The 20,932-nt window shown below is 74.5% G+C and carries 23 protein-coding genes; all 23 read left to right on the plus strand.

What is annotated here, in order from left to right; translation table 11 throughout:
* Positions 1-1,071, plus strand: a 1,071-nt coding sequence (gene ftsY, locus ABD990_RS30240) for a signal recognition particle-docking protein FtsY (protein ID WP_345384195.1), incomplete at its 5' end; no start/stop codon positions are given.
* Positions 1,072-1,369: 298 nt separating this feature from the next.
* Complete coding sequence (locus ABD990_RS30245; RefSeq protein ID WP_345384281.1) at positions 1,370-2,728, plus strand: ammonium transporter; 1,359 nt, start codon at positions 1,370-1,372, stop codon at positions 2,726-2,728.
* A gap of 3 nt (positions 2,729-2,731) precedes the next feature.
* Entirely contained in the window at positions 2,732-3,070 is a 339-nt protein-coding gene (locus ABD990_RS30250) for a P-II family nitrogen regulator (protein WP_037046916.1), read from the plus strand.
* Positions 3,071-3,256: 186 nt separating this feature from the next.
* Positions 3,257-3,595: a P-II family nitrogen regulator gene (locus ABD990_RS30255; RefSeq protein ID WP_345384196.1), complete on the plus strand. Its 339-nt coding sequence runs from the start codon at positions 3,257-3,259 to the stop codon at positions 3,593-3,595.
* Positions 3,596-3,677: 82 nt separating this feature from the next.
* On the plus strand, positions 3,678-6,098 hold the full coding sequence (locus ABD990_RS30260; RefSeq protein WP_425569696.1) for a [protein-PII] uridylyltransferase: 2,421 nt from the start codon (positions 3,678-3,680) through the stop codon (positions 6,096-6,098).
* 26 nt (positions 6,099-6,124) lie between these two features.
* On the plus strand, positions 6,125-6,463 hold the full coding sequence (locus ABD990_RS30265; RefSeq protein ID WP_345384198.1) for a P-II family nitrogen regulator: 339 nt from the start codon (positions 6,125-6,127) through the stop codon (positions 6,461-6,463).
* A gap of 206 nt (positions 6,464-6,669) precedes the next feature.
* Positions 6,670-7,296, plus strand: coding sequence for an AAA family ATPase (locus ABD990_RS30270; RefSeq protein ID WP_345384199.1), 627 nt, complete (start codon positions 6,670-6,672; stop codon positions 7,294-7,296).
* A gap of 222 nt (positions 7,297-7,518) precedes the next feature.
* Entirely contained in the window at positions 7,519-9,057 is a 1,539-nt protein-coding gene (ffh, locus tag ABD990_RS30275) for a signal recognition particle protein (RefSeq protein WP_345384200.1), read from the plus strand.
* Complete coding sequence (locus ABD990_RS30280) at positions 9,057-10,124, plus strand: amidohydrolase family protein (RefSeq protein WP_425569694.1); 1,068 nt, start codon at positions 9,057-9,059, stop codon at positions 10,122-10,124. Before ffh ends, ABD990_RS30280 begins: the two co-directional genes overlap by 1 nt.
* Before the next feature lie 80 nt (positions 10,125-10,204).
* Positions 10,205-11,065 (plus strand): CPBP family intramembrane glutamic endopeptidase, encoded by an 861-nt coding sequence (locus tag ABD990_RS30285; RefSeq protein WP_345384201.1) that lies wholly within the window; start codon positions 10,205-10,207, stop codon positions 11,063-11,065.
* Between the two features lie 147 nt (positions 11,066-11,212).
* Entirely contained in the window at positions 11,213-11,656 is a 444-nt protein-coding gene (gene rpsP / locus ABD990_RS30290; RefSeq protein WP_345384202.1) for a 30S ribosomal protein S16, read from the plus strand.
* Positions 11,653-11,892 carry an RNA-binding protein gene (locus ABD990_RS30295; RefSeq protein ID WP_345384203.1) on the plus strand — a complete coding sequence of 80 codons (240 nt, stop codon included), beginning with the start codon at positions 11,653-11,655 and terminating at the stop codon, positions 11,890-11,892. The genes rpsP and ABD990_RS30295 overlap by 4 nt, the downstream gene beginning before the upstream one ends.
* The gene (gene rimM, locus ABD990_RS30300; RefSeq protein ID WP_345384204.1) at positions 11,870-12,418 is read left to right on the plus strand and encodes a ribosome maturation factor RimM; all 549 of its coding nucleotides are present in this window, start codon (positions 11,870-11,872) and stop codon (positions 12,416-12,418) included. Before ABD990_RS30295 ends, rimM begins: the two co-directional genes overlap by 23 nt.
* A gap of 112 nt (positions 12,419-12,530) precedes the next feature.
* Positions 12,531-12,746, plus strand: coding sequence for an AsnC family protein (locus ABD990_RS30305; protein ID WP_037046931.1), 216 nt, complete (start codon positions 12,531-12,533; stop codon positions 12,744-12,746).
* A gap of 10 nt (positions 12,747-12,756) precedes the next feature.
* Positions 12,757-13,323, plus strand: coding sequence for a Clp protease N-terminal domain-containing protein (locus tag ABD990_RS30310; RefSeq protein WP_345384205.1), 567 nt, complete (start codon positions 12,757-12,759; stop codon positions 13,321-13,323).
* Positions 13,324-13,435: 112 nt separating this feature from the next.
* Complete coding sequence (gene trmD / locus ABD990_RS30315) at positions 13,436-14,188, plus strand: tRNA (guanosine(37)-N1)-methyltransferase TrmD (protein ID WP_345384206.1); 753 nt, start codon at positions 13,436-13,438, stop codon at positions 14,186-14,188.
* Between the two features lie 160 nt (positions 14,189-14,348).
* Positions 14,349-14,708, plus strand: a complete 360-nt coding sequence (gene rplS, locus ABD990_RS30320) for a 50S ribosomal protein L19 (protein WP_037046942.1) — start codon at positions 14,349-14,351, stop codon at positions 14,706-14,708.
* A gap of 44 nt (positions 14,709-14,752) precedes the next feature.
* Positions 14,753-16,390 (plus strand): signal peptidase I, encoded by a 1,638-nt coding sequence (gene lepB, locus ABD990_RS30325; RefSeq protein WP_345384207.1) that lies wholly within the window; start codon positions 14,753-14,755, stop codon positions 16,388-16,390.
* Positions 16,391-16,451: 61 nt separating this feature from the next.
* Positions 16,452-17,252, plus strand: coding sequence for a ribonuclease HII (locus ABD990_RS30330; protein WP_345384283.1), 801 nt, complete (start codon positions 16,452-16,454; stop codon positions 17,250-17,252).
* Positions 17,249-17,572 carry a DUF2469 domain-containing protein gene (locus ABD990_RS30335; protein WP_037046945.1) on the plus strand — a complete coding sequence of 108 codons (324 nt, stop codon included), beginning with the start codon at positions 17,249-17,251 and terminating at the stop codon, positions 17,570-17,572. The genes ABD990_RS30330 and ABD990_RS30335 overlap by 4 nt, the downstream gene beginning before the upstream one ends.
* A 140-nt stretch (positions 17,573-17,712) precedes the next feature.
* Entirely contained in the window at positions 17,713-18,081 is a 369-nt protein-coding gene (locus ABD990_RS30340) for a YraN family protein (RefSeq protein ID WP_345384208.1), read from the plus strand.
* Positions 18,081-19,586 carry a YifB family Mg chelatase-like AAA ATPase gene (locus ABD990_RS30345; RefSeq protein ID WP_345384209.1) on the plus strand — a complete coding sequence of 502 codons (1,506 nt, stop codon included), beginning with the start codon at positions 18,081-18,083 and terminating at the stop codon, positions 19,584-19,586. Before ABD990_RS30340 ends, ABD990_RS30345 begins: the two co-directional genes overlap by 1 nt.
* Positions 19,583-20,740, plus strand: a complete 1,158-nt coding sequence (dprA, locus tag ABD990_RS30350) for a DNA-processing protein DprA (protein ID WP_345384210.1) — start codon at positions 19,583-19,585, stop codon at positions 20,738-20,740. The genes ABD990_RS30345 and dprA overlap by 4 nt, the downstream gene beginning before the upstream one ends.
* The last annotated feature ends 192 nt before the right edge of the window (positions 20,741-20,932 follow it).

A 20,932-nucleotide genomic window follows, 5' to 3' on the forward strand; every position in this document is an offset into this window, starting at 1 on the left:
CCCGCTCCCGAGGCGCCGCCGGCCCGGCCCGCCGAGCGCACGACCACGGCCCCGCCCGCGGAGCCCACCGCGCCGCCGTCCGACGCGGCGCCCGCCGCCCCGGCCGCGCCCACCACGTCCACCGCCCCGGCCGCACCCACCGAGGAGATCGCTCCGGCGAAGGGCCGGCTCGAGCGGCTGCGCGGCAACCTCTCCCGCTCGCGCTCCGCGTTCGGCCAGAGCCTGCTCGGCCTGCTCGGCGGCGGCGAGCTCGACGAGGAGTCGTGGGAGGACGTCGAGGCCACCCTCCTGCAGGCCGACCTGGGCCCGGAGATGACCGCCGAGCTCGTCGAGACGCTGCGCACCGAGCTGGCCCGCCGGGCCGTCCGCACCCCGGACCAGGCCCGCCAGCTGCTCCGCGAGGTCCTCACCGAGGCCCTCGAGTCCGACGCGAACCGCTCGATCCGCGCGCTGCCGCACGACGGCCGCCCGGGCGTCCTGCTCGTCGTCGGCGTCAACGGCACGGGCAAGACCACCACCACCGGCAAGCTGGCGCGGGTGCTCGTCGCGAGCGGCCGGCACGTCGTGCTGGGCGCGGCCGACACCTTCCGTGCGGCTGCCGCCGAGCAGCTCGCGACATGGGGCGAGCGGGCCGGCGCCGCCGTCGTCCGGGGAGCAGAGGGGGCCGACCCGGCCGCTGTCGCCTTCGACGCCGTCAAGCGCGGCACCGCCGACGGGGCCGACGCGGTCATCCTCGACACCGCGGGCCGGCTGCACACCAAGACCGGCCTGATGGACGAGCTGGGCAAGGTCAAGCGCGTCGTCGAGCGGCAGGCGGAGGTCGACGAGGTGATCCTCGTGCTCGACGCCACGACCGGCCAGAACGGCCTGATCCAGGCCCGGGTGTTCGGCGAGGTCGTGAAGGTCACCGGCATCGCGCTGACCAAGCTCGACGGCACCGCCAAGGGCGGCATCGTCTTCCGGGTGCAGCGCGAGCTCGGCGTGCCCGTGAAGCTCGTGGGCCTCGGCGAGGGCCCGGACGACCTCGCGCCCTTCGAGCCGAAGGCCTTCGTCGACGCCCTCCTGGGCTGAGACTCCCGCGCGGACCCACCCCGCCGACGTGCGTCGGGATGATCACGAGCCGTGACGTCCCCGGCGTGGAGGGCACGAAACGGTCACAGATCCCGTCACGCTGCGCGCACGAACGGCGACTGCCGGGATGGGAAACGTGGATGTAACCCGGCGGGGAGCGGGGTTCATCCCCCGGAAACATAGTGCGATCTTCCCGGAAACATCCCGCTCCGATTATTCCGGCACCTGCCGCACGAGGGTGCGGACACGAACGGGAGGGAGATCCGTGGACGCGTTCAGCAGCGGCGATACCGCGTGGATGCTCACCAGTACCGCGCTGGTGCTCTTCATGACGCCTGGGCTCGCGTTCTTCTACGGCGGAATGGTCCGTAGCAAGAGCGTGCTCAACATGATGATGATGAGCCTGTCCTCGATGGGGCTCGTCGGCGTCCTGTGGGTGCTCTACGGCTACTCGATGGCCTTCGGCAACGACATCGGCGGCGGCCTGCTCGGCAGCCCGACCGACCACTGGGGCCTGAAGGGCCTCTTCGTCGGCAACTACGTCGCCACCGACTCGGCGCCGGACGTGAGCTTCCCGCTCGTCGGCTCGATCCCGGCGCTCGTGTTCGTCGGCTTCCAGGCCACCTTCGCGATCATCACCGTCGCCCTGATCTCGGGCGCGGTGGCCGACCGCATGAAGTTCGGCGCCTGGCTGCTCTTCGCCGGCATCTGGGCGACCGTCGTCTACTTCCCGGTCGCGCACTGGGTGTTCTCCTTCGACGGCATCACCGCCGAGACCGGCGGCTGGATCGCCAACCAGCTCAAGGCGATCGACTTCGCGGGTGGTACCGCGGTCCACATCAACGCCGGTGTCGCCGCCCTGGCGCTGGCGATCGTCGTCGGCAAGCGCCGCGGCTGGCCGCGCGAGCCCATGCGCCCGCACAACCTGACCCTGGTCATGCTCGGCGCCGGCATCCTGTGGTTCGGCTGGTTCGGCTTCAACGCCGGTTCGGCCGTCGGCTCCTCGGGCCTCGCCGCCTACGCGATGATCAACACCCTCGTCGCCACCTGCGCCGCGATGCTCGCCTGGCTGCTCGTCGAGCGGATCCGGGACGGCAAGGCCACCAGCCTCGGCGCCGCGTCCGGTGTCGTCGCCGGTCTGGTCGCGATCACCCCGGCCTGTTCCTCGGTCTCGCCGATGGGCGCGATCGCGGTCGGTGCCATCGCCTCGGCGCTGTGCGCCCTGGCCGTCGGCCTGAAGTTCCGCTTCGGCTACGACGACTCGCTCGACGTCGTCGGCGTCCACCTCGTCGGTGGTCTCGCCGGCACCGTGCTCATCGGCTTCTTCGCCGACCCGGGCTCGGGCGCGGCGGTGGCCGGCCTGTTCTACGGCGGCGGTGTCGACCAGCTCTGGCGCCAGGTCGTGGGCGCGGTCGCGGTGCTCCTGTACTCGGGCATCCTGACCTTCGTCATCGCCCTGATCGTCAAGGCGATCTTCGGCGGCAAGATCCGGATCAGCCCGGAGGACGAGGCGACCGGCATCGACGAGACCGAGCACGCCGAGACCAGCTACGACTTCTCCAGCCACCGCGGGCTGGCCGGGACCGCGGGCACCCCGCGCCCCGACGCCGCCACCCCGCAGGCCGCCGCGCACGTCGCCGCAGGCAAGGAGAGCTGAGCCATGAAGCTGATCACCGCCATCGTGAAGCCGTTCGTGCTGGAGGACGTCAAGGGCGCCCTCGAGCAGATCGGGGTCCTCGGGATGACCGTCTCCGAGGTCCAGGGCTACGGCCGGCAGAAGGGCCACACCGAGGTCTACCGGGGTGCGGAGTACTCCGTGGACTTCGTGCCGAAGGTCCGGGTGGAGGTCGTCGCGGACGACGCCCTCGCGGACAAGGTGGTCGACGCGGTCGTCGAGGCCGCCCGCACCGGCAAGATCGGCGACGGCAAGGTCTGGGTCGCCCCGGTCGAGACCGTCGTCCGCGTCCGCACGGGCGAGCGCGGGACCGACGCGATCTGACGGACCCCTCGACGGCACTCGCCCGAGCGGCCGGGGCCCGTCGTGCCAGTCGGCACGGCGGGCCCCGCCGTCTCGCGACGAGGCCGGATTCCTCCCGTTCCGTCCCGTTCGGTCCCGAGGCACTGCTCGCGGGGCCGGGCGGGGGCCGTCGGTCCGCCCCGACCCACCACCGATCGGAGAACCGTGATGATGCTCGTGACCGCGATCGTCAAACCCTTCGCGCTCGACGACGTCCGGGCCGGCCTGGAGCGGCTGGAGGTGGCGGGGATGACCGTCAGCGAGGTGACCGGCTACGGCCGGCAACGGGGACACACCGAGGTCTACCGGGGCGCGGACTACCGGATGGACTTCGTGCCGAAGGTGCGGATCGAGATCGTCGTGGACGACTCGGTCGTCGAGAAGACCGTCGACGCGGTCGTCCAGGCCTCCCGCACGGGGAAGATCGGTGACGGGAAGGTGTGGGTCGTGCCGCTGGAGACGGTGGTCCGGGTCCGGACCGGGGAGCGGGGCCCGGACGCGCTGTGAGGCTCGTGGCGGTGACGCTTCTGTCGGGGTGGAGCGGTGCCGGCCGGGGGCCGGCGGACGTGAGGGCGAGTCGGTGACGGCAGTGGGATCGGGTCCGGGATCGGGTTCCGGATCGGGGGCGGGGGCCGCCTCCGGATCGGCGGAGGACCTCGTCCGGGCCAAGGCCGTGCTGCTGGACCGGCAGGGCGGGCGGCGGCGGCTGGCCCCGGACGCCCTGCGGACCGCGCTGGTCGACCTGCACGACTTCTGGCTGTCGTCGCGGTGCGCCGCGATCGGCATCACCGATCGCGCGGCACTGGTCGCGGTCGGGGGGCTGGGGCGGCGCGAGCTCGCGCCGTACTCGGACCTCGACCTCGTGCTGCTGCACGACGGGCGCAAGGACGTCGACCGGCTCGCCGGGCAGCTGTGGTACCCGCTGTGGGACGCCGGCATCGGGCTGGACCACTCGGTCCGCACCCCGGGCCAGGCCGTCCAGGTCGCGGCGACCGACCTGCGCGCCGCGTACGGACTGCTCGAGCTGCGCCACATCGCGGGCGACCCGGCCCTGTCGGAGAAGGTCAAGCAGGCCGTCCGGCAGGCGTGGCGGGCCGGGATGCGCAACCGCTTCGACGAGATCGCCGACTCCGCGCGGGAGCGCTGGGCCAAGGTCGGCGAGGTCGCGCACCGCATCGAGCCGGACCTCAAGTCCGGGCACGGCGGGCTGCGGGACGTCCAGCTCCTGGACCACCTCGCCGCCGCGCAGCTGGTCGACCGGCCCTCCGGCGAGGTCGTCGAGGCGCGGATGCTGCTGCTCGACGTCCGCACCGAGCTGCACCGGATCGCCGGCCGCGCGCGGGACGTGCTGCGCGCCCAGGACGCCGACGAGATCGCCTCGACCCTCGAGCTCGGCGACCGCTTCGACCTGGCCCGCGCGATCTCCGGAGCCGCGCGTGCCGTGGCCTTCTCCGCCGAGGTCGGGCTGCGCGCCGCCAAGGCCGCGCTGCCGCGCCGCGGGCTCTCCGCGCTGCGCCGCGCGCCCGTCCGGCGACCGCTGGACTCCGGCGTCGTCGAGCACGCCGGCGAGGTCACCCTCGCCCGGGACGCCGCCGCCAACCGCGACCCCGCCCTCGTGCTGCGGGTCGCGGCCACCGCCGCGCGCACCGGGCTGCCGGTCGCCGCCGGCACCCTGCACCGCCTGGCCGAGACCGCGCCCGAGCTGCGCGAACCCTGGCCGCGGGCCGCCCTCGGCGAGCTGCTCTCCCTGCTCGGCACGGGCGAGGGCATGATCGACGTGATCGAGGCGCTGGACCGGACCGGCCTGTGGGGGCGGCTGTTCCCCGAGTGGGGCGCGGTGCGCGACCTGCCGCCGCGGGACCGGGCGCACATGTGGACCGTGGACCGGCACCTGGTCGAGACCTGCGCGCAGGCCGGCAGGCTGACCACCCGCGTCTCCCGTCCCGACCTGCTGCTGGTCGGCGCGCTGCTGCACGACATCGGCAAGGGCCGGGGCGGCGACCACTCCGAGGTGGGGGAGTCGCTCGCGCTGCAGATCGGGCGGCGGCTCGGCTTCGGCGAGCACGACGTCGAGACGCTCGGCGCGATGGTCCGCCACCACCTGCTCCTGCCGCACACCGCAACCCGCCGGGACCTCGACGACACGGCGACGCTCAGCAGGATCGTCGAGACGCTCGACGGCAACCCGCTGCTGCTCGACCTGCTCGACGCCCTCGCCGAGGCGGACTCGCTGGCCACCGGGCCGGGGGTGTGGAGCCCCTGGAAGCGCGCGCTCATCCGGGACCTCAGCGGCCGGGTCCGCGCGCTGATGATCGGCGAGCCGCCGCCGGGCCCGGTGCCGATCGCGGACACCGCCGAGCAGGCCGCGGCCGAGGTGGTCGCCGGCGTGGAGAAGGAGGGCAAGCCGCAACTGCGGCTGATCTCCGAGCAGGACCTCGCGACGGTCGTCATCGGGATGCCGGACCAGCCCGGTTCGCTGTCCGCCGCCGCCGGTGTGCTGGCGCTGCACTCGCTCGAGGTGCACGCGGCCAGCGTCACGACCGAGGGCGAGGTCACGGTCTCGGGCTTCGCCGTGTCGCCGCGCTTCGGCGGGCTGCCGGACCCGGCGGTCGTGCGGCACGACCTGGGCCGCGTGCTCGACGGCACGCTCGGGCTGGCCGAGGCGCTGGCGCGCAAGGAACGCGACTACGCGCCGACCACCGAGGCGGTCGAGCGGACCGCCCCGCCCCGCGTGCTGTGGTTCGACGACGAGGCGACCGGCGCCGTCGTCGTCGAGCTGCGGGGGCAGGACCGGATCGGGCTGCTGCACCGCGTCGCCGCGGCGCTCGAGGACTCCGGGCTCGACATCCGCTGGGCCCGGGTGGCAACCCTCGGCGCGTCCGTCGTCGACTCCTTCGGGGTGTCCGGCCCGGGCCCGGACGGCCAGGTGCCGCGGACCGACCGGCGCCGCATCGAGCAGGCGGTCCTCGCCGCGGCCGGCAAGGCGCGGGCGACCTCGACGACACGGTGAGGCCCGGGACCGGGCAGGATCCGGGCATGAGACTGGTGACGGGGATCGTCAAGCCCTTCGCGCTCGGCGACGTCAAGGAAGCGCTGGAGGAGCTCGGCGTCCTCGGCATGACGGTGACCGAGGTGCAGGGCTTCGGCCGGCAGAAGGGCCACACCGAGGTCTACCGCGGCGCGGAGTACGCCGTCGACTTCGTGCCGAAGATCCGGGTCGAGGTCGTGGTCGACGACGCCGTGGCCGACCGGGTCGTCGACGCCCTGGTCGCCGCCGCCCGGACCGGCAAGATCGGCGACGGCAAGGTGTGGGTCACCCCGGTCGAGACGATCGTCCGGGTCCGCACGGGCGAACGCGGCACGGACGCCCTGTAGCCGGACGGGGAGGTGGACGGACGGGGGCGGGGGCGCGAGTCGCGCTCTGGGCTCCCGCGAGTCGGGCCGTGGGCTTCCGCGAGTCGCGAGTTGTGACAGCTCGAGTCGGGAGTTGTGACAGCGCGAGTCGCGAGCGCCGGCTGTGGCGTGGCTGTGAGGAACCCGGGTGGCCGGAACGAACGGGCGGAACCGGACGTTGGGTGCCCATGACCCTCGCGACCGTGCCCGGCGACACCCCGCCCCGCCCGTTGCCCGTCCCGCCGGGGCCCGGGCTCGCCGCCGGAGGCGCCGCGGCGCCGACGCGGCTGTCGATGCCGGGCCGCGCGCTGGTGCTGGTCGCCGGTGTGCCGGGCGCCGGCAAGAGCACGCTGCTGCGGCGCATGCCGGAGCTGCCGGGGCTGCGGGTGCTCGATTCCGAGACCCAGCGCGACGTGGTGGCACGCGTCCTGCCCGGCGTCCCGTACGCGCGGATCCGGCCGCTGGTCCACCTCCTGCACCGGCTCGCCGCGGTGCTGGCGGCGATCGGCCCGGCGCGCGTCGTCGTCGTGCACCTGCCGGCGACCTCGCCGCGGCTGCGGCGCCTGGTCCGGGGGCTGGCCCGGGTGACCGGCCGCTCCGCCTACCTCGTGTGGATCGACGCGGCGCCCGAGGAGGCGCTGCGCGGACAGGCCGACCGCGGCCGGTTGATCGAGAGCGGCTCGTTCGCCCGGCACGTGAGGAGGGCGGACGGCGTCGCCGCCCGGATCTCCGCCGGGACGCTGGGTGAGCGCTGGACACGCGCGATCGCCCTCGACCGACCCGCCGCCGCGCGGGGCCTCGCCGTCACCTCCTGATCGGACCGCGACCGCCCGTCGGGCGCCATGCCGGAGCTCACGACCCGGGATGTGTCGGAGCTCGCGACTCGCGCTGCAGGAACTCGCGACTGGCGGGAGCCCAGGGCGCGACTCGCGGAAGCTCAGGGCGCGACCCGCGGAGGTCGGGCGCGATCCGCGGCGGTGCGGGGTCCGGGAGCAGGGGTCTGCGTCGCCGCACCGCGGCCACGTAGACTCGCTGGGGTGTTCGACACCCTGAGCGACCGCCTGTCCGGAGCGCTGCGCGACCTGCGCGGCAAGGGCCGGCTGTCCGACGCCGACATCGACACCACGGCGCGCGAGATCCGCATCGCGCTGCTCGAGGCCGACGTCGCGCTGCCGGTGGTGCGGTCCTTCATCGCCCGGATCAAGGAGCGGGCGAAGGGTGTCGAGGTCTCGCAGGCGCTGAACCCGGCGCAGCAGGTCGTCAAGATCGTCAACGAGGAGCTGATCGCGATCCTCGGCGGCGAGACCCGCCGGATCGCGCTGGCCAAGGAGCCGCCGAGCGTCGTCATGCTCGCCGGTCTGCAGGGTTCCGGCAAGACCACCCTCGCCGGCAAGCTGGCCCGGCACCTCAAGGTCCAGGGCCACACGCCGCTGCTGGTCGCCTGTGACCTCCAGCGGCCCAACGCGGTGAACCAGCTGCAGATCGTCGGCGAGCGCGCCGGGGTGCCGACCTTCGCCCCCGAGACGGGCAACGGCGTCGGCGACCCGGTCGACGTCGCGCGGCGCGGTGTCGCGTTCGCCCGTGAGAAGCAGTACGACATCGTCATCGTCGACACCGCGGGCCGCCTGGGTGTCGACGCGGAGCTGATGCAGCAGGCCAGCGACATCAAGGCCGCCGTGCAGCCGGACGAGACGCTGTTCGTGGTCGACGCGATGATCGGTCAGGACGCGGTGGCCACGGCCGAGGCGTTCCGCGACGGGGTCGGCTTCACCGGTGTCGTCCTCACGAAGCTGGACGGCGACGCCCGCGGTGGTGCCGCGCTGAGCGTCCGCGAGGTCACCGGCCAGCCGATCCTCTTCGCGTCGAACGGCGAGAAGCTCGAGGACTTCGACGTCTTCCACCCGGACCGGATGGCCAGCCGGATCCTGGGCATGGGCGACCTGCTCACCCTGATCGAGCAGGCCGAGCGGGTCTTCGACGAGGAGCAGTCGCAGAAGGCCGCGCAGAAGATCTCCACGGGCGAGCTCACCCTGGAGGACTTCCTCGAGCAGATGCTCGCGATCCGCAAGATGGGCCCCATCGGCAACATCCTGAACATGCTTCCCGGCGCCAACTCGGCGCAGATGAAGGAGGCGCTGGCCCAGGTCGACGACAGGCAGCTGGACAAGCTGCAGGCCATCATCCGCGGCATGACGCCGGCCGAACGGGCCGACCCGAAGATCATCAACGGCTCGCGGCGGCTGCGCATCGCGAACGGCTCGGGCGTCACCGTCTCGGACGTGAACGACCTGGTCAACCGCTTCTTCGAGGCCCGCAAGCAGATGAAGATGATGGCGGGCCAGTTCGGCTTCGGCGGCGGCCGCTCGGCCACCCGGAAGCAGACGAAGAACAAGCGCAAGGCGAAGCAGGCGAAGAAGAACAGCCGGCCGAACCGGCAGCCCGCCAGCGCGAACCCGTTCGGCGCCGACCTCTCGCAGCTGCCGCCGAGCCTGCAGCAGCTGCCGCCCGGGCTGGACCAGCTCCCGCCCGGGTTCGACCCGTCGAAGCTGAACTTCGGGAACAAGAAGGGCAAGTAGTGCTGCACCTGCGCGGCACCGTCCTCCCGGACGGCGGCACGGACCTGTACGTCGACGACGCCGGCCGGGTCAGCGCAGAGCCCCTGGCCGGCGCCGAGGTCGTCGACGCACCGTTCATCCTCCCCGGGCTGGTCGACGCCCACTGCCACGTCGGCATCGCGGCCGGTGGCACGCCCGCCGACCTGGCGGAGTGCGAGGAGCAGGCCGTCACCGAGCGCGGGGCGGGCGCCCTGCTGCTGCGCGACTGCGGCTCGCCCACGGACACCACGCCGCTGCGCGGTCGCGTGGACCTGCCGGAGATCATCCGCGCGGCGCGGCACCTGGCCCGGCCGAAGCGCTACATCCCCGGCCTGTCGATCGACCTCGACGACCCGGCCCTGCTGCCCGACGCCGTCGCCGAGCAGGCCGCCGCGGGCGACGGCTGGGTGAAGCTCGTCGGGGACTGGATCGACCGGGGCATGGGGGCCGACGCGGACCTCACCCCGCTCTGGCCGGACGAGGTCCTGAAGGCCGCGATCGACGCCGCCCACGCCGCCGGCGCCCGCGTCACCGCCCACGTCTTCGGCACGGAAGCCCTGCACGGGCTGATCGGCGCCGGGATCGACTGCATCGAGCACGGCACCGGCCTGACGGACGAGCTGATCGCCGAGATGGCCGCCCGCGGGACCGCGCTGGTCCCGACGTTGATCAACGTCGACACCTTCCCCGGGATCGCCGACAAGGCCGGCAAGTACCCGGCCTACGCCGAGCACATGCGCGAGCTGCACCGCACCGCCCGGGACACCGTCGGGCGGGCGATCGACGCCGGCGTCGCGGTCTTCGCGGGCACGGACGCCGGGGGCGGCATCCGCCACGGCTGGATCGCCGACGAGGTGGAGGCGCTGAGGCAGGCCGGCCACCCCGACCCGGTCGGCGCCGCCTCCTGGACCGCCCGGAGCTGGCTGGGACGGCCTGGGCTCGAGCCCGGCGCACCCGCGGACCTGGTCGTGTACCGGGAGGACCCGCGGCGGACCCCGGCGGTCCTGCGCGACCCCGCGCTGGTCCTGCTCCGCGGCCGCCGCTACTGAGCGCCCCCCGGCCGACGCCGGCCGGAACCGAACCGCGGAAGGGCCCGCCGTGACCCGGCGCGCCGGGTAGCGTCGTGATCGTGGGCCAGCCCGACTCGACCCCGGACCCGCCGTCCGCGCCGCCGCCGTCCGGCCCGTCCCCCTACGCGACGCCGCCGTACCCGCAGCCGCCCTACCCCCCGGCCGGCTTCCCGCCGGCGGGCGCGGCCACGGGTGCGCCGGAACCGCCGGCAGCGGACGGCCCGCCCCCGCACCGGTGGGGGATCGGGGCGTACGTGCTGGTCGAGATCCTGTTCCTCGGCTCGTCGTTCCTGATCGCCGCGCTGCTGGCGGACCCCGAGCGCCCGTCGGTCGTCGCGGTGATCCTCGGGCTGTCCGTGCCGACCCTGCTGGCCGCCGCGACCGCGGTGCTCATCACCCGGGTGCGCGGCAACGGGCCGCGGATCGACCTGGGCCTGCGGTGGAACGCCCGGGACGTCGGGACCGGCCTGATGTGGGGTCTCGCCGGCCTCGTCGTGAGCGTCCCCGCGGCGCTGGTGTTCGTGGCGATCGTCGGGCCGGACAACGCGACCACGGCCGTCGGGCAGGCGTTCGACGGCATCCGGGTCGGCTGGCCGGTCGCGCTCGGCGTGTTCGTGCTGGTCGCGTTCGTGGCGCCGGTCTGTGAGGAGATCGTCTACCGCGGGCTGCTCTGGGGCGCGGTGACCAAGCACGGCGCGAACCGGTGGGTGGCCTTCGCCATCACCACCCTGCTGTTCGCCATGGCGCACTTCGAGCTGACCCGCACCCCGTTGCTGCTGGTCGTGGCGCTGCCGATCGGGCTGGCCCGGGTGTTCACGGGGCGGCTGCCGGCCAGCATCGTGGCCCACCAGGTCAACAACCTGCTGCCCGCGCTGGGTCTGGCCCTCGCACTGACCGGAGGGGTGCCCGCGGGGCTGTAGGCGTCTGGCAGAATGGCGTGTCAGGTCCGTGGCCGGCCCTCTACCGATGCCGCGGCCGGGAGCAGTCGAGTGAGCGAGCCGTACCCCCACGCGGTCCTGCGCTGACTCACGAGCAGCACACACGATCCGCGAGGAGCACCGAGAAGCGTGGCCGTCAAGATCAAGCTGATGCGTCTGGGCAAGATCCGCCAGCCGTACTACCGCGTCGTCGTCGCCGACGCGCGCTCCCGCCGCAGCGGGCGCGCCATCGAGACGATCGGCAAGTACCACCCGAAGAGCGAGCCGAGCCTGATCGAGATCGACTCGGAGCGCGCGCAGTACTGGCTGGGTGTCGGCGCGCAGCCGACCGAGCCGGTGCAGCACCTGCTCGAGGTCACCGGTGACTGGCAGAAGTTCAAGGGCCTGCCGGGCGCCGAGGGCACCCTCAAGCCGCAGCCGGAGAAGGTCGACAAGCTGGCCCGGTTCAACGCCGCCCTGGCCGCCGCGGGCGAGGAGCCGACGACCGAGGCCACCACGCCGAGGAAGAAGGCCGCCAAGGCCGACAAGGAGGCCGGCACCGACGAGCCGGCCGCGGAGTCGACCGAGTCGTGAGCGTCCTGGCGGACGCCCTGGAACACCTGGTCCGGGGCATCGTCGACCACCCGGACGACGTGCGGGTGGAACTGGTCACCAACCGCCGGGGCCGCACGCTCGAGGTCCGGGTGCACCCGGACGACCTGGGCAAGGTCATCGGTCGCGGCGGGCGCACCGCCACCGCGCTGCGCACCGTGATGGGGGGCATCGGCGGGCGGGGTGTGCGGGTCGATGTCGTCGACACCGACCGGTAACACCGAACTGCTCGTCGGCGTCGTCGCGCGGGCCCACGGCCTGCGCGGCGAGCTGGCGATCGACGTCCGCACGGACTCGCCGGAGGTGCGCTTCGCCACCGGGTCCGTGCTGCGCGCCCGCCGCCGCGGCGCCCCGGACACGACGCTGACCGTGGAGAGCAGCCGTCCCCACTCGGGTCGGCTGCTCGTCCGGTTCGCGGAGGCACCGGACCGCACGGCGGCCGAGGCGCTCCGCGGCACCCAGCTGCTGGTGCCGACCGCGGAGCTGGCGCCGCCGGAGGACCCCGAGGAGTTCCACGTCCACCAGCTCGAGGGCCTGCGCGCCGAGCTGACGGACGGCACCGTGATCGGGACCGTGCGCGAGGTCGTCCTCGGCCCGGGCGGAGACCTGCTGGCCGTGGTTCGAGAGGGCCGGCCGGACGCGCTTGTCCCGTTCGTCGCCGAGATCGTCCCGACGATCGACCTCGAGGGCGGGCGCGTGGTCGTCGACCCGCCCGAGGGTCTGCTGGACCTCGACACCCCCTGAGTCACCCCTGACCGGCCCCGAAAGGCCCCGTCGCTGCTGCGGCGGGGCCTTTTTCCGTCAGCGTTCGTCAACCAAGGTTGACGACCGGACGCCGTCAACGTAGGTTGACGTCATGACAGATGCGACGGCGGTGGCCGCGGCGGCGTCCAGCAAGGACCCGCACGTCGGGCTGGCGGCGGTGGCGGCGCTCCGGGCGCTGCAGGAGTCGCTGGAGGAGCTGCAGGTGGGCAACGCGCGGGCCCAGGGCTGGTCCTGGGCGCAGATCGCGGGCGTGCTGCAGGTGAGCAAGCAGGCCGTGCACAAGAAGTACCGGCGGCTCGGGTACTAGGGGGACGACGATGTTCGAACGGTTCACGCAGGCGGCCCGCCGCGCGGTGGTGCTGGCCCAGGAGGACGCCCGGGAGCGCCGGCAGGCGCAGATCCGGACCGAGAACCTGCTCCTCGCGCTGTACGACGCGCCCGGGACGCCGGCGTCGACGGCCGCCGCGCTGCTCCGCCGGGCCGGGGTGGAACGGGCCGACGTCGCGGCCGGGGTCAAGCGGCTCGCACGCGAGGAGGCGGCGCCGGACGCGGAGAAGCTGGCCCTCCTCGGCATCGACCTGGACGAGGTGCGCCGGCAGGCCGAGGAGACCTTCGGGCCCGGGGCGCTCGAGCGGACCCGGGCGGGCAAGCGGCGCCGGATGTTCGGGCACATCCCGTTCGACGCGGCCTCGAAGAAGGCGCTCGAGCTGTCGCTGCGCGAGGCGCTGCGGCTCAAGCACTCGGAGATCGGCAGCGAGCACGTCCTGCTCGGCCTGCTGCACGCCGAGGGCGGGGCGCGGGACCTGCTGGCGGCCCGCGGCGTCACGCTCGAGGCCATGCGCACCGCGGTCGAGGAGCTCGGCCGCGGCCAGGCGAGCGGCTGATCGGACTCGCAGGCAGCACCGGGTGCACGAGCGCCCGCAGCCCGACGGAGGACCACGGCGAGGAGCGGGCCGGTGGGCACCTCGCCACCTTCGCTTTGGCAGGATCCGCCCGGTGCGGATCGACGTCGTGACCATCTTCCCGGGCTACCTCGCCCCGCTGCGCGAGGCGCTGCTGGGCCGGGCGGTCGAGAAGGGCCTGGTGGACGTCCGGGTGCACGACCTGCGGCACTGGACGCACGACGTCCACCAGGCCGTCGACGACGCCCCCTACGGCGGCGGCCCGGGCATGGTCATGAAGCCCCAGGTCTGGGGCGAGGCGCTCGACGAGGTGCTCGGCGAGGAGCCGGGCCGGCTCGTGGTGCCGACCCCGGCCGGGCGGCCGTTCACGCAGGCCACGGCGCGCGCGTGGGCGGGGGAGGAGCGGCTGGTGTTCGCCTGCGGCCGCTACGAGGGCATCGACCAGCGCGTGGTCGACCACTACGCGGCGCGGATGCCCGTCGACGAGGTCAGCATCGGGGACTACGTGCTGGTCGGCGGCGAGGTGGCGGTCCTGGTGATGGTCGAGGCGGTCGCGCGGCTGCTGCCCGGCGTGCTCGGCAATCCGCGCTCGGCGGCCGAGGACTCCTTCTCGGACGGTCTGCTGGAAGGGCCCTCCTACACGCGGCCCGAGGTGTGGCGGGACCTGCCGGTGCCGGCCGTGCTGCGCAGCGGCAACCACGCCGCCGTCGACCGCTGGCGGCGCGACCGCGCCCTCGAACGCACGGCCCGGCGGCGCCCCGACCTGCTGGCCGCGCTGCCCGAGGGGGCCCTGGACGCGGCCGACCGCGCGGTCCTCGATACCCTGGGGGCAGCGGAGCGGGGCTGACCGGCCCCACCGGTGTCACCCGCTCGGAACCCGTCTGGCACTATGGACGGGTTGCCATGGGCCGACGCACGTGTGTCGGCGCCTCCCATCGGGGACTGGTGCCCCTGCCCGAGCCCCGGCACGCACGCACGACGATCATTGGACGAGGACGGACCGCGCGATGAACACCCTGGACGACCTGGACGCACAGATCCTGCGCTCCGACATCCCCAGCTTCCGGCCGGGTGACACGCTCAAGGTTCACGTGAAGGTCATCGAGGGCAACCGCTCCCGGGTCCAGGTGTTCCAGGGCGTCGTCATCCGTCGCCAGGGCGCCGGCGCCCGCGAGACCTTCACGGTCCGCAAGGTGTCGTTCGGCGTGGGCGTCGAGCGCACCTTCCCGGTGCACACCCCGAACATCGAGAAGATCGAGGTGGCGACGCGGGGTGACGTGCGTCGCGCCAAGCTCTACTACCTCCGCGACCTGCGCGGCAAGGCCGCCAAGATCAAGGAGAAGCGCGAGACCCCGACCGCGTCCTGAGCCCGTCACCCCTCCGAGACGCGGCCCTGACGTAGCCTCACCACGTGGCGTCACCCGAGCTCCCCGACGACCGCCGCGGCCCGCCGCGGCGGTACGGGTCCGCGGACCCGTCCGACCCCCGGTCAGGCGGCGCGGCTCCCGTCGGTGAGGTGCCCGCGCGGCACGTGCCCGGGACCGGACCCGCCGGCGCCCCCTTCCCGGGGCCGCACGGCGGGTTCGACGGGCGCGCGCCGGGCGGGAACGGGTACGCGCCCGGCCAGGCCGCCGGATCGCAGGGCGACGGACCGCCGGTCAACGGCTCTCGGACCGGCGGTGTCCAGGGCGGCCCTCAGGTCGACGGGCAGGGCGCGTGGAACGGGCAGGGTCGGTTCCCGGCTCAGGCCCAGCAGGGTCCGCACAGCGGTGGGCACCCTGTCTCGTACGGCGGCCCGCACAGCGGCCCGCCGAACAGCGGCCCGCCGAACGGTCTGCCCCCGCGCACCGGCGTCCCGGCCAACGGCGAGCGGCCGTTTCGCCCCGCAGGCCCGCCGCCCGCGCACAGCAGTCCGGGCTTCCGGCCGGTCGGCCCCCCGCTGAACGGATCCGGCCCGCACCCCCGCCGCGGATCCCCGCGTCGCCCCCTCGACGACGACCGCCCCACGGACGTCGTCGGCCTGCCGCCGGTTCCCGCCGAGGCGGACCCCGAGATCACCGAGGAGACCGCCGACGCCGCCGCGATCGAGCCGCAGCGCCGGGTCGACCCCTCCGCCGCCGAGTCGGACGGCGTCCCCGGCCGGCACCGCCGCCGCGCGGGCGCCTCGTCCGGCAGCCACCCCGCGTCGGACTACGTGCCCAAGCGCGGGCCCGGCGGCAAGAAGCTCCGCTCGGGGCGGCGCCGGCGCAACACCTTCTGGAAAGAGCTCCCGCTCCTCGTCGGCGTGGCGCTGGTCCTCACCATCCTCATCCAGGCGTTCCTGGCGAAGGTGTACGTGATCCCGTCGGGCTCGATGGAGACCACGCTGCACGGCTGCACCGGCTGCACCAACGACCGGGTGCTCGTCGACAAGGTCACCTACCGGTTCGGCGACCCGCAGCCCGGGGACGTCGTGGTGTTCCGCGGGCCGGACTCGTGGGTCAACACCGAGTTCTCCGTCGAGGAGCCGACCAGCACGTTCGGCGAGGTCGTCCAGCAGTTCCTGTCCCTGATCGGGCTCGCGCCGCCGGACGAGAAGGACTTCGTCAAGCGCGTGATCGCCGTCGGCGGTCAGACCGTGTCCTGCTGCGACTCCCGCAACCGGGTCATGGTCGACAACCAGCCGCTCGACGAGCCCTACATCTACTACCTGCCCGAGGCCGGGCCGGCGCGGCAGATCCCGTTCGGGCCCATCACCGTGCCGCAGGGCGAGCTGTGGGTGATGGGCGACAGCCGCAACAACTCCTCGGACTCCCGGGTGGACGGCCACGGGCCGATCCCCGTCGAGAACGTCATCGGCAAGGCCCGCATGAAGGTGCTGCCGATCAGCCGGTTCGGCTTCATCGACAGCACGAACCCGCAGCAGTCGCAGGCGACCGCCCTCGGGGTCGCCGAGGACGGCGCGCCGCTCGCCCTGGGGGTGCTGGGCGTGGTCCCGTTCTGGCTGCTCCGCAGGCGATCCCTGCTCGCGGCCGAGGAGGAGTTCCTGCCCCGCCGACGTCGAACCTGAGGTGGCTGCACCCGTCCAGCGGCCCGCCCGCCGCCCCCGGAGGAAGCGTCCCGCCGAGCTCCTGCCGCCGGAGTGGAGGCCCGGCCGGGCGACCGTGCGCGCCTCCGCAGGCACCTGGACCCTGCAGAGCACGCTGCAGCGGCACGGCCTCGGCCCCGTCGCGGGCGTCGACGAGGCCGGCCGCGGGGCGTGCGCCGGTCCGCTCGTCGTCGCGGCCTGCGTGCTGCGCGCCGGGGACGCCAAGCGGCTCGAGGGCCTGACGGACTCGAAGATGCTCACCCACGCGGTGCGCGAGGAGTTCTACTACCGGATCCTCCGCCGGGCGGAGGACTTCTCGGTGATCGTGATCCCGCCCACCGAGGTGGATCGCAGGGGCGTGCACGTCGCCAACATCGAGGGGATGCGCCGGGCCGTCGCGGGGCTGAGCCGCCCGCCGGGCTACGTGCTCACGGACGGCTTCCCCGTCCGCGGGTTCGGCAGGCCGACCCTGGCAGTGCCCAAGGGCGACCTGACGGCGGCGTGCGTGGCGGCGGCGTCCGTGCTGGCCAAGGTGACCCGGGACCGGCTGATGGTCGAGCTCGACGGGCGCTACCCGCAGTACGGCTTCGCCGAGCACAAGGGGTACTGCACGCCGGTGCACGACGCCGCGCTGGCCGAGCACGGGCCGTGTCCCGAGCACCGGTTCTCGTTCGTCAACGTCGCGTCGGTGGCCCGCGTCGGCGACCGGGTGGCGTTGGTCCAGAATGGGGCGGCCGGCGAGGAGACCGAGGACGCGGACGACGTGGAGTTCGTCGCGGCGGACGAGGACCTCCTCGTCGGGGACGCGGGCGAGGACAGGGTCGCAGGGGGAGTGGAGTCGTGAGCGCCGAGGATCTCGAGAAGTACGAGACCGAGATGGAGCTCACGCTCTACAAGGAGTACCGCGACATCGTCTCGCAGTTCTCGTACGTCGTGGAGACGGAGCGGCGCTTCTACCTGGCCAACTCCGTCGACGTCGCGCCGCGCAACGCGGACGGCGAGGTCTACTTCGAGGTCCGGATGTCCGACGCGTGGGTCTGGGACATGTACCGGCCGGCGCGGTTCGTGAAGAACGTCCGGGTGGTGACGTTCAAGGACGTCAACATCGAGGAGCTCGACAAGCCCGACCTGCGGCTGCCCGAGGGCGACCAGTTCGGCCACTAGACGCCCCCTTTAGCACCTCCCCCCGACGGTTCCGGTCCGTCCGGGGGCCTGCACCGGTGGTTGTCCACCGTCCGCGGTTCCTGTGGAGCACTTTCCGCGTTCCGCCCCACGGGTCGGTGCGGGCGGAGATCGTGTCCGGCATGGCAGCCAAGGACGAGCTCGGCCGCCGCGGCGAGGACGTCGCGGTCGAGTACCTCGAACGCAAGGGCCTCGTCGTGCTGTCCCGGAACTGGCGGTGCCGGGAGGGCGAGATCGACGTGGTGGCCACCCAGCGGCAGCGGGACGGCACCCGGCTGGTGGTCTGCGAGATCAAGACCCGCTCCGGCACGCGGTACGGCGAGCCGGCCGAGGCCGTCACGGGGCTCAAGGCCCAGCGCATCCGGCGGGTGACCAAGGCGTGGCTCGCGGCCCACCACGTGCCGTGGTGCGAGATCCGGTTCGACGTCGTCGCGGTGCTGATGCGCCCCGGCCGACCGGTCACCCTCGAGCACTACGAGGGAGCGTTCTGATGGCGCTCGCGCGGGGCTGGTCCGTGGCGCTGCACGGCGTCGAGGGTGTGCCCGTGGAGATCGAGGCGCTCGTGGGCGGCGGGATCCCCGGCGTCCAGATCGTGGGGCTGGCCGACACCGCCCTGCAGGAGTCGGTGCACCGGATGCGGTCGGCCGTGGTGAACTCCGGCCGCGAGTGGCCGTCGGTGCGCATCCTGCTGGCGCTCTCCCCGGCGACGCTGCGCAAGACCGGGTCGCGCTTCGACCTGGCCCTGGCCTGTTGTGTGCTGGCGGGGGCGGGGGTCGTCGACCCCGACCGGCTGGCGGGCACCGTGCTGCTCGGCGAGCTGGCCCTCGACGGCCGGGTGCGGCCCGTCCGCGGGGTGCTGCCGAGCGTCCTCGCGGCCCGGTCGGCCGGGCTGCGGCGGATGGTGGTGCCCGTGGCCGCGCTGGAGGAGGCCGGGCTGGTCGACGACGTCGAGATCTTCGGGGCCACCACGCTGGAGCAGGTCGTGGGCTGGTTCGCCGGCGAGCGCGAGCTCGACCGTCCGATGGGCCCGCAGCCCGGGCCGGCGGCCCCGGTGCCCGACCTGGCGGACGTCGTGGGCCAGCCGGACGCGCGGCGCGCTCTCGAGGTCGCCGCCGCGGGCGGGCACCATTTGCTGCTGGTCGGCCCGCCGGGCACGGGCAAGACGATGCTCGCCCGGCGGATCGTCGGGCTGCTTCCCGAGCTGAGTCGCGACGAGGCCCTGCAGCTCGCGTCGGTGCGCTCCGTGCTCGGCGAGGCGGGCGGCGATCCGCTCAGCCGGGTCGCCCCGTTCGTCGCGCCGCACCACTCCTCCTCGATGGCCGCGCTGCTCGGCGGCGGCGCCGGGCTCGCCCGGCCCGGCGCGGTGTCGCTCGCCCACCGGGGGGTCCTGTTCCTCGACGAGTGCGCCGAGTTCCAGCCGCACGTGCTCGACGCCCTGCGCACGCCGCTCGAGGAGGGCGAGATCCGGCTGGCCCGGGCGGACGGGAGCGTGCGGTACCCCGCGCGGTTCCAGCTGGTCCTCGCGGCCAACCCGTGCCCGTGCGCGCCGGCGCGGGACCGCGACTGCATCTGCACCTCGATCGTGCGGCGCCGGTACCTCGGCCGGCTGTCCGGCCCGCTGCTCGACCGCGTGGACCTGCGGGCGCGGATGGCCCCGGTCACCGAGATCGGCAGCACCGGGACCGTGGAGGAGGACACCGCGACGGTCCGCGAGCGGGTGCTCGCCGCACGGGCGGCGGCGGCCGAGCGATGGTCGGCGCACGGCTGGCGGACCAACGCCGAGGTTCCCGGCCCGGCCCTGCGGCGCACCTTCGGCCTGCCCCGGTCCGTCGTCCGGCCGCTGGAGGAGCGGATGCGGGCCGGGGAGCTGTCGGCGCGCGGCGCGGACCGGGCGTTGCGCGTGGCGTGGACGCTGGCCGACCTGGCCGGGGCGTCGTCGCCGGACCGGGAGGCCGTCGACAACGCGCTGTACTACCGCGAGCGGGGTGCGGCGTGATCGCGGCGGCGCCGCCCGCCGTGGTGGGCGAGGAGATCCTGCGGGCCCGCGCCTACCTGCTGCGGGTCGCCGAGCCGCCCGCACGTGCCACCGGTCGCCTCGCCGACCTGATGGGGGCGGTGGCGGCGGCCGACGCGATCCGGCGGGGCGACGTTCCCGAGGCCGTCGCGGACGAGACCTCCGCGCGGAGCGGGGCCGAGCGCGTCGACGCCGATCTCGAGGCCGCCGCGGCCTGCGGGGCACGGTTGCTCGTCCCCGAGGATCCGGAGTGGCCGCAGTGGCCGTTCGCGTGCTTCGGGCTGACCGAGCGCAAGGACCTGGCGCCGCCGCTGGCGCTGTGGGTCCGCGGTACCGGCTCGCTCGGCGGGCTCACCGACCGGGCGGTGGCGATGGTCGGCGCCCGTGCCGCCACCGGCTACGGCACCCACACCGCCGCCGAGCTCGGCGCCGGGCTGGCCGCGGCCGGGCAGACGGTGGTGTCGGGGGCGGCGATCGGCATCGACGGGGCCGCGCATCGCGGCGCGCTCGCCGGCGGCGGGCCCACGGTCGCGGTGCTGGCGTGCGGGCTCGATCGCGCCTACCCGACCTCGCACGCCGGGCTGATCGACCGAATCGCCCGTCAGGGCCTGGTCGTGTCGGAGTACCCACCGGGCGCGGTGCCGGCGCGGCACCGGTTCCTGGTGCGGAACCGGCTCATCGCGGCGCTGTCGGCGGGCACGGTGGTGGTCGAGGCGGCGCTGCGGAGCGGAGCCCAGCGCACGGCGTCCGACGCGCGGGAGCTCGGCACGGTCCTCATGGCGGTTCCCGGCCCGGTGACCTCGGCGGCGTCGGCGGGCTGTCACGAGCTGATCCGGCAGGGCGCCCTGCTGGTCACGCGGGCCGAGGAGATCACCGAGGCCACGGGGCGGCTGGGCGTCGAACTGGCGCGGGAGCCGGACCGGCCGCAGCGCGGCACGGACGCGCTCGACGAGGTGCAGGCGCGGGTGCACGACGCGCTACCCCCGCGCGCGGCCCGCGACATCGCCTGGCTCGCGGTCGAGGCCGGCATGGACCGGGACACGGTCCGCTCCGCGCTGATGGAGCTCGAGCGCCGCGGGCTCGCCTCGTTCCACGAGGGCCGGTGGCAGCGCAGGACGAGGCGGAGGAACCGGTGAGCGCTGCGGCCTGCCGAGCGCGACGCGCTCAGCGGGTGCACATGACCTCCGGTCGTGCCGGCGGGTCTGCGTGATCACCGAGATCGCCACGAGCGGTGCAGCGCGGCCGGCGGGTTCGCCGGGCACCCACAGGAGGCGATCACGAGCGGGCCGCCGGGTCTGCTTCCTCCAGCCAGATCACGGTGGACAGGG

Source organism: Pseudonocardia yuanmonensis, assembly GCF_039542425.1.
In the GTDB taxonomy this organism is placed as follows: Bacteria; Actinomycetota; Actinomycetes; order Mycobacteriales; family Pseudonocardiaceae; genus Pseudonocardia; species Pseudonocardia yuanmonensis.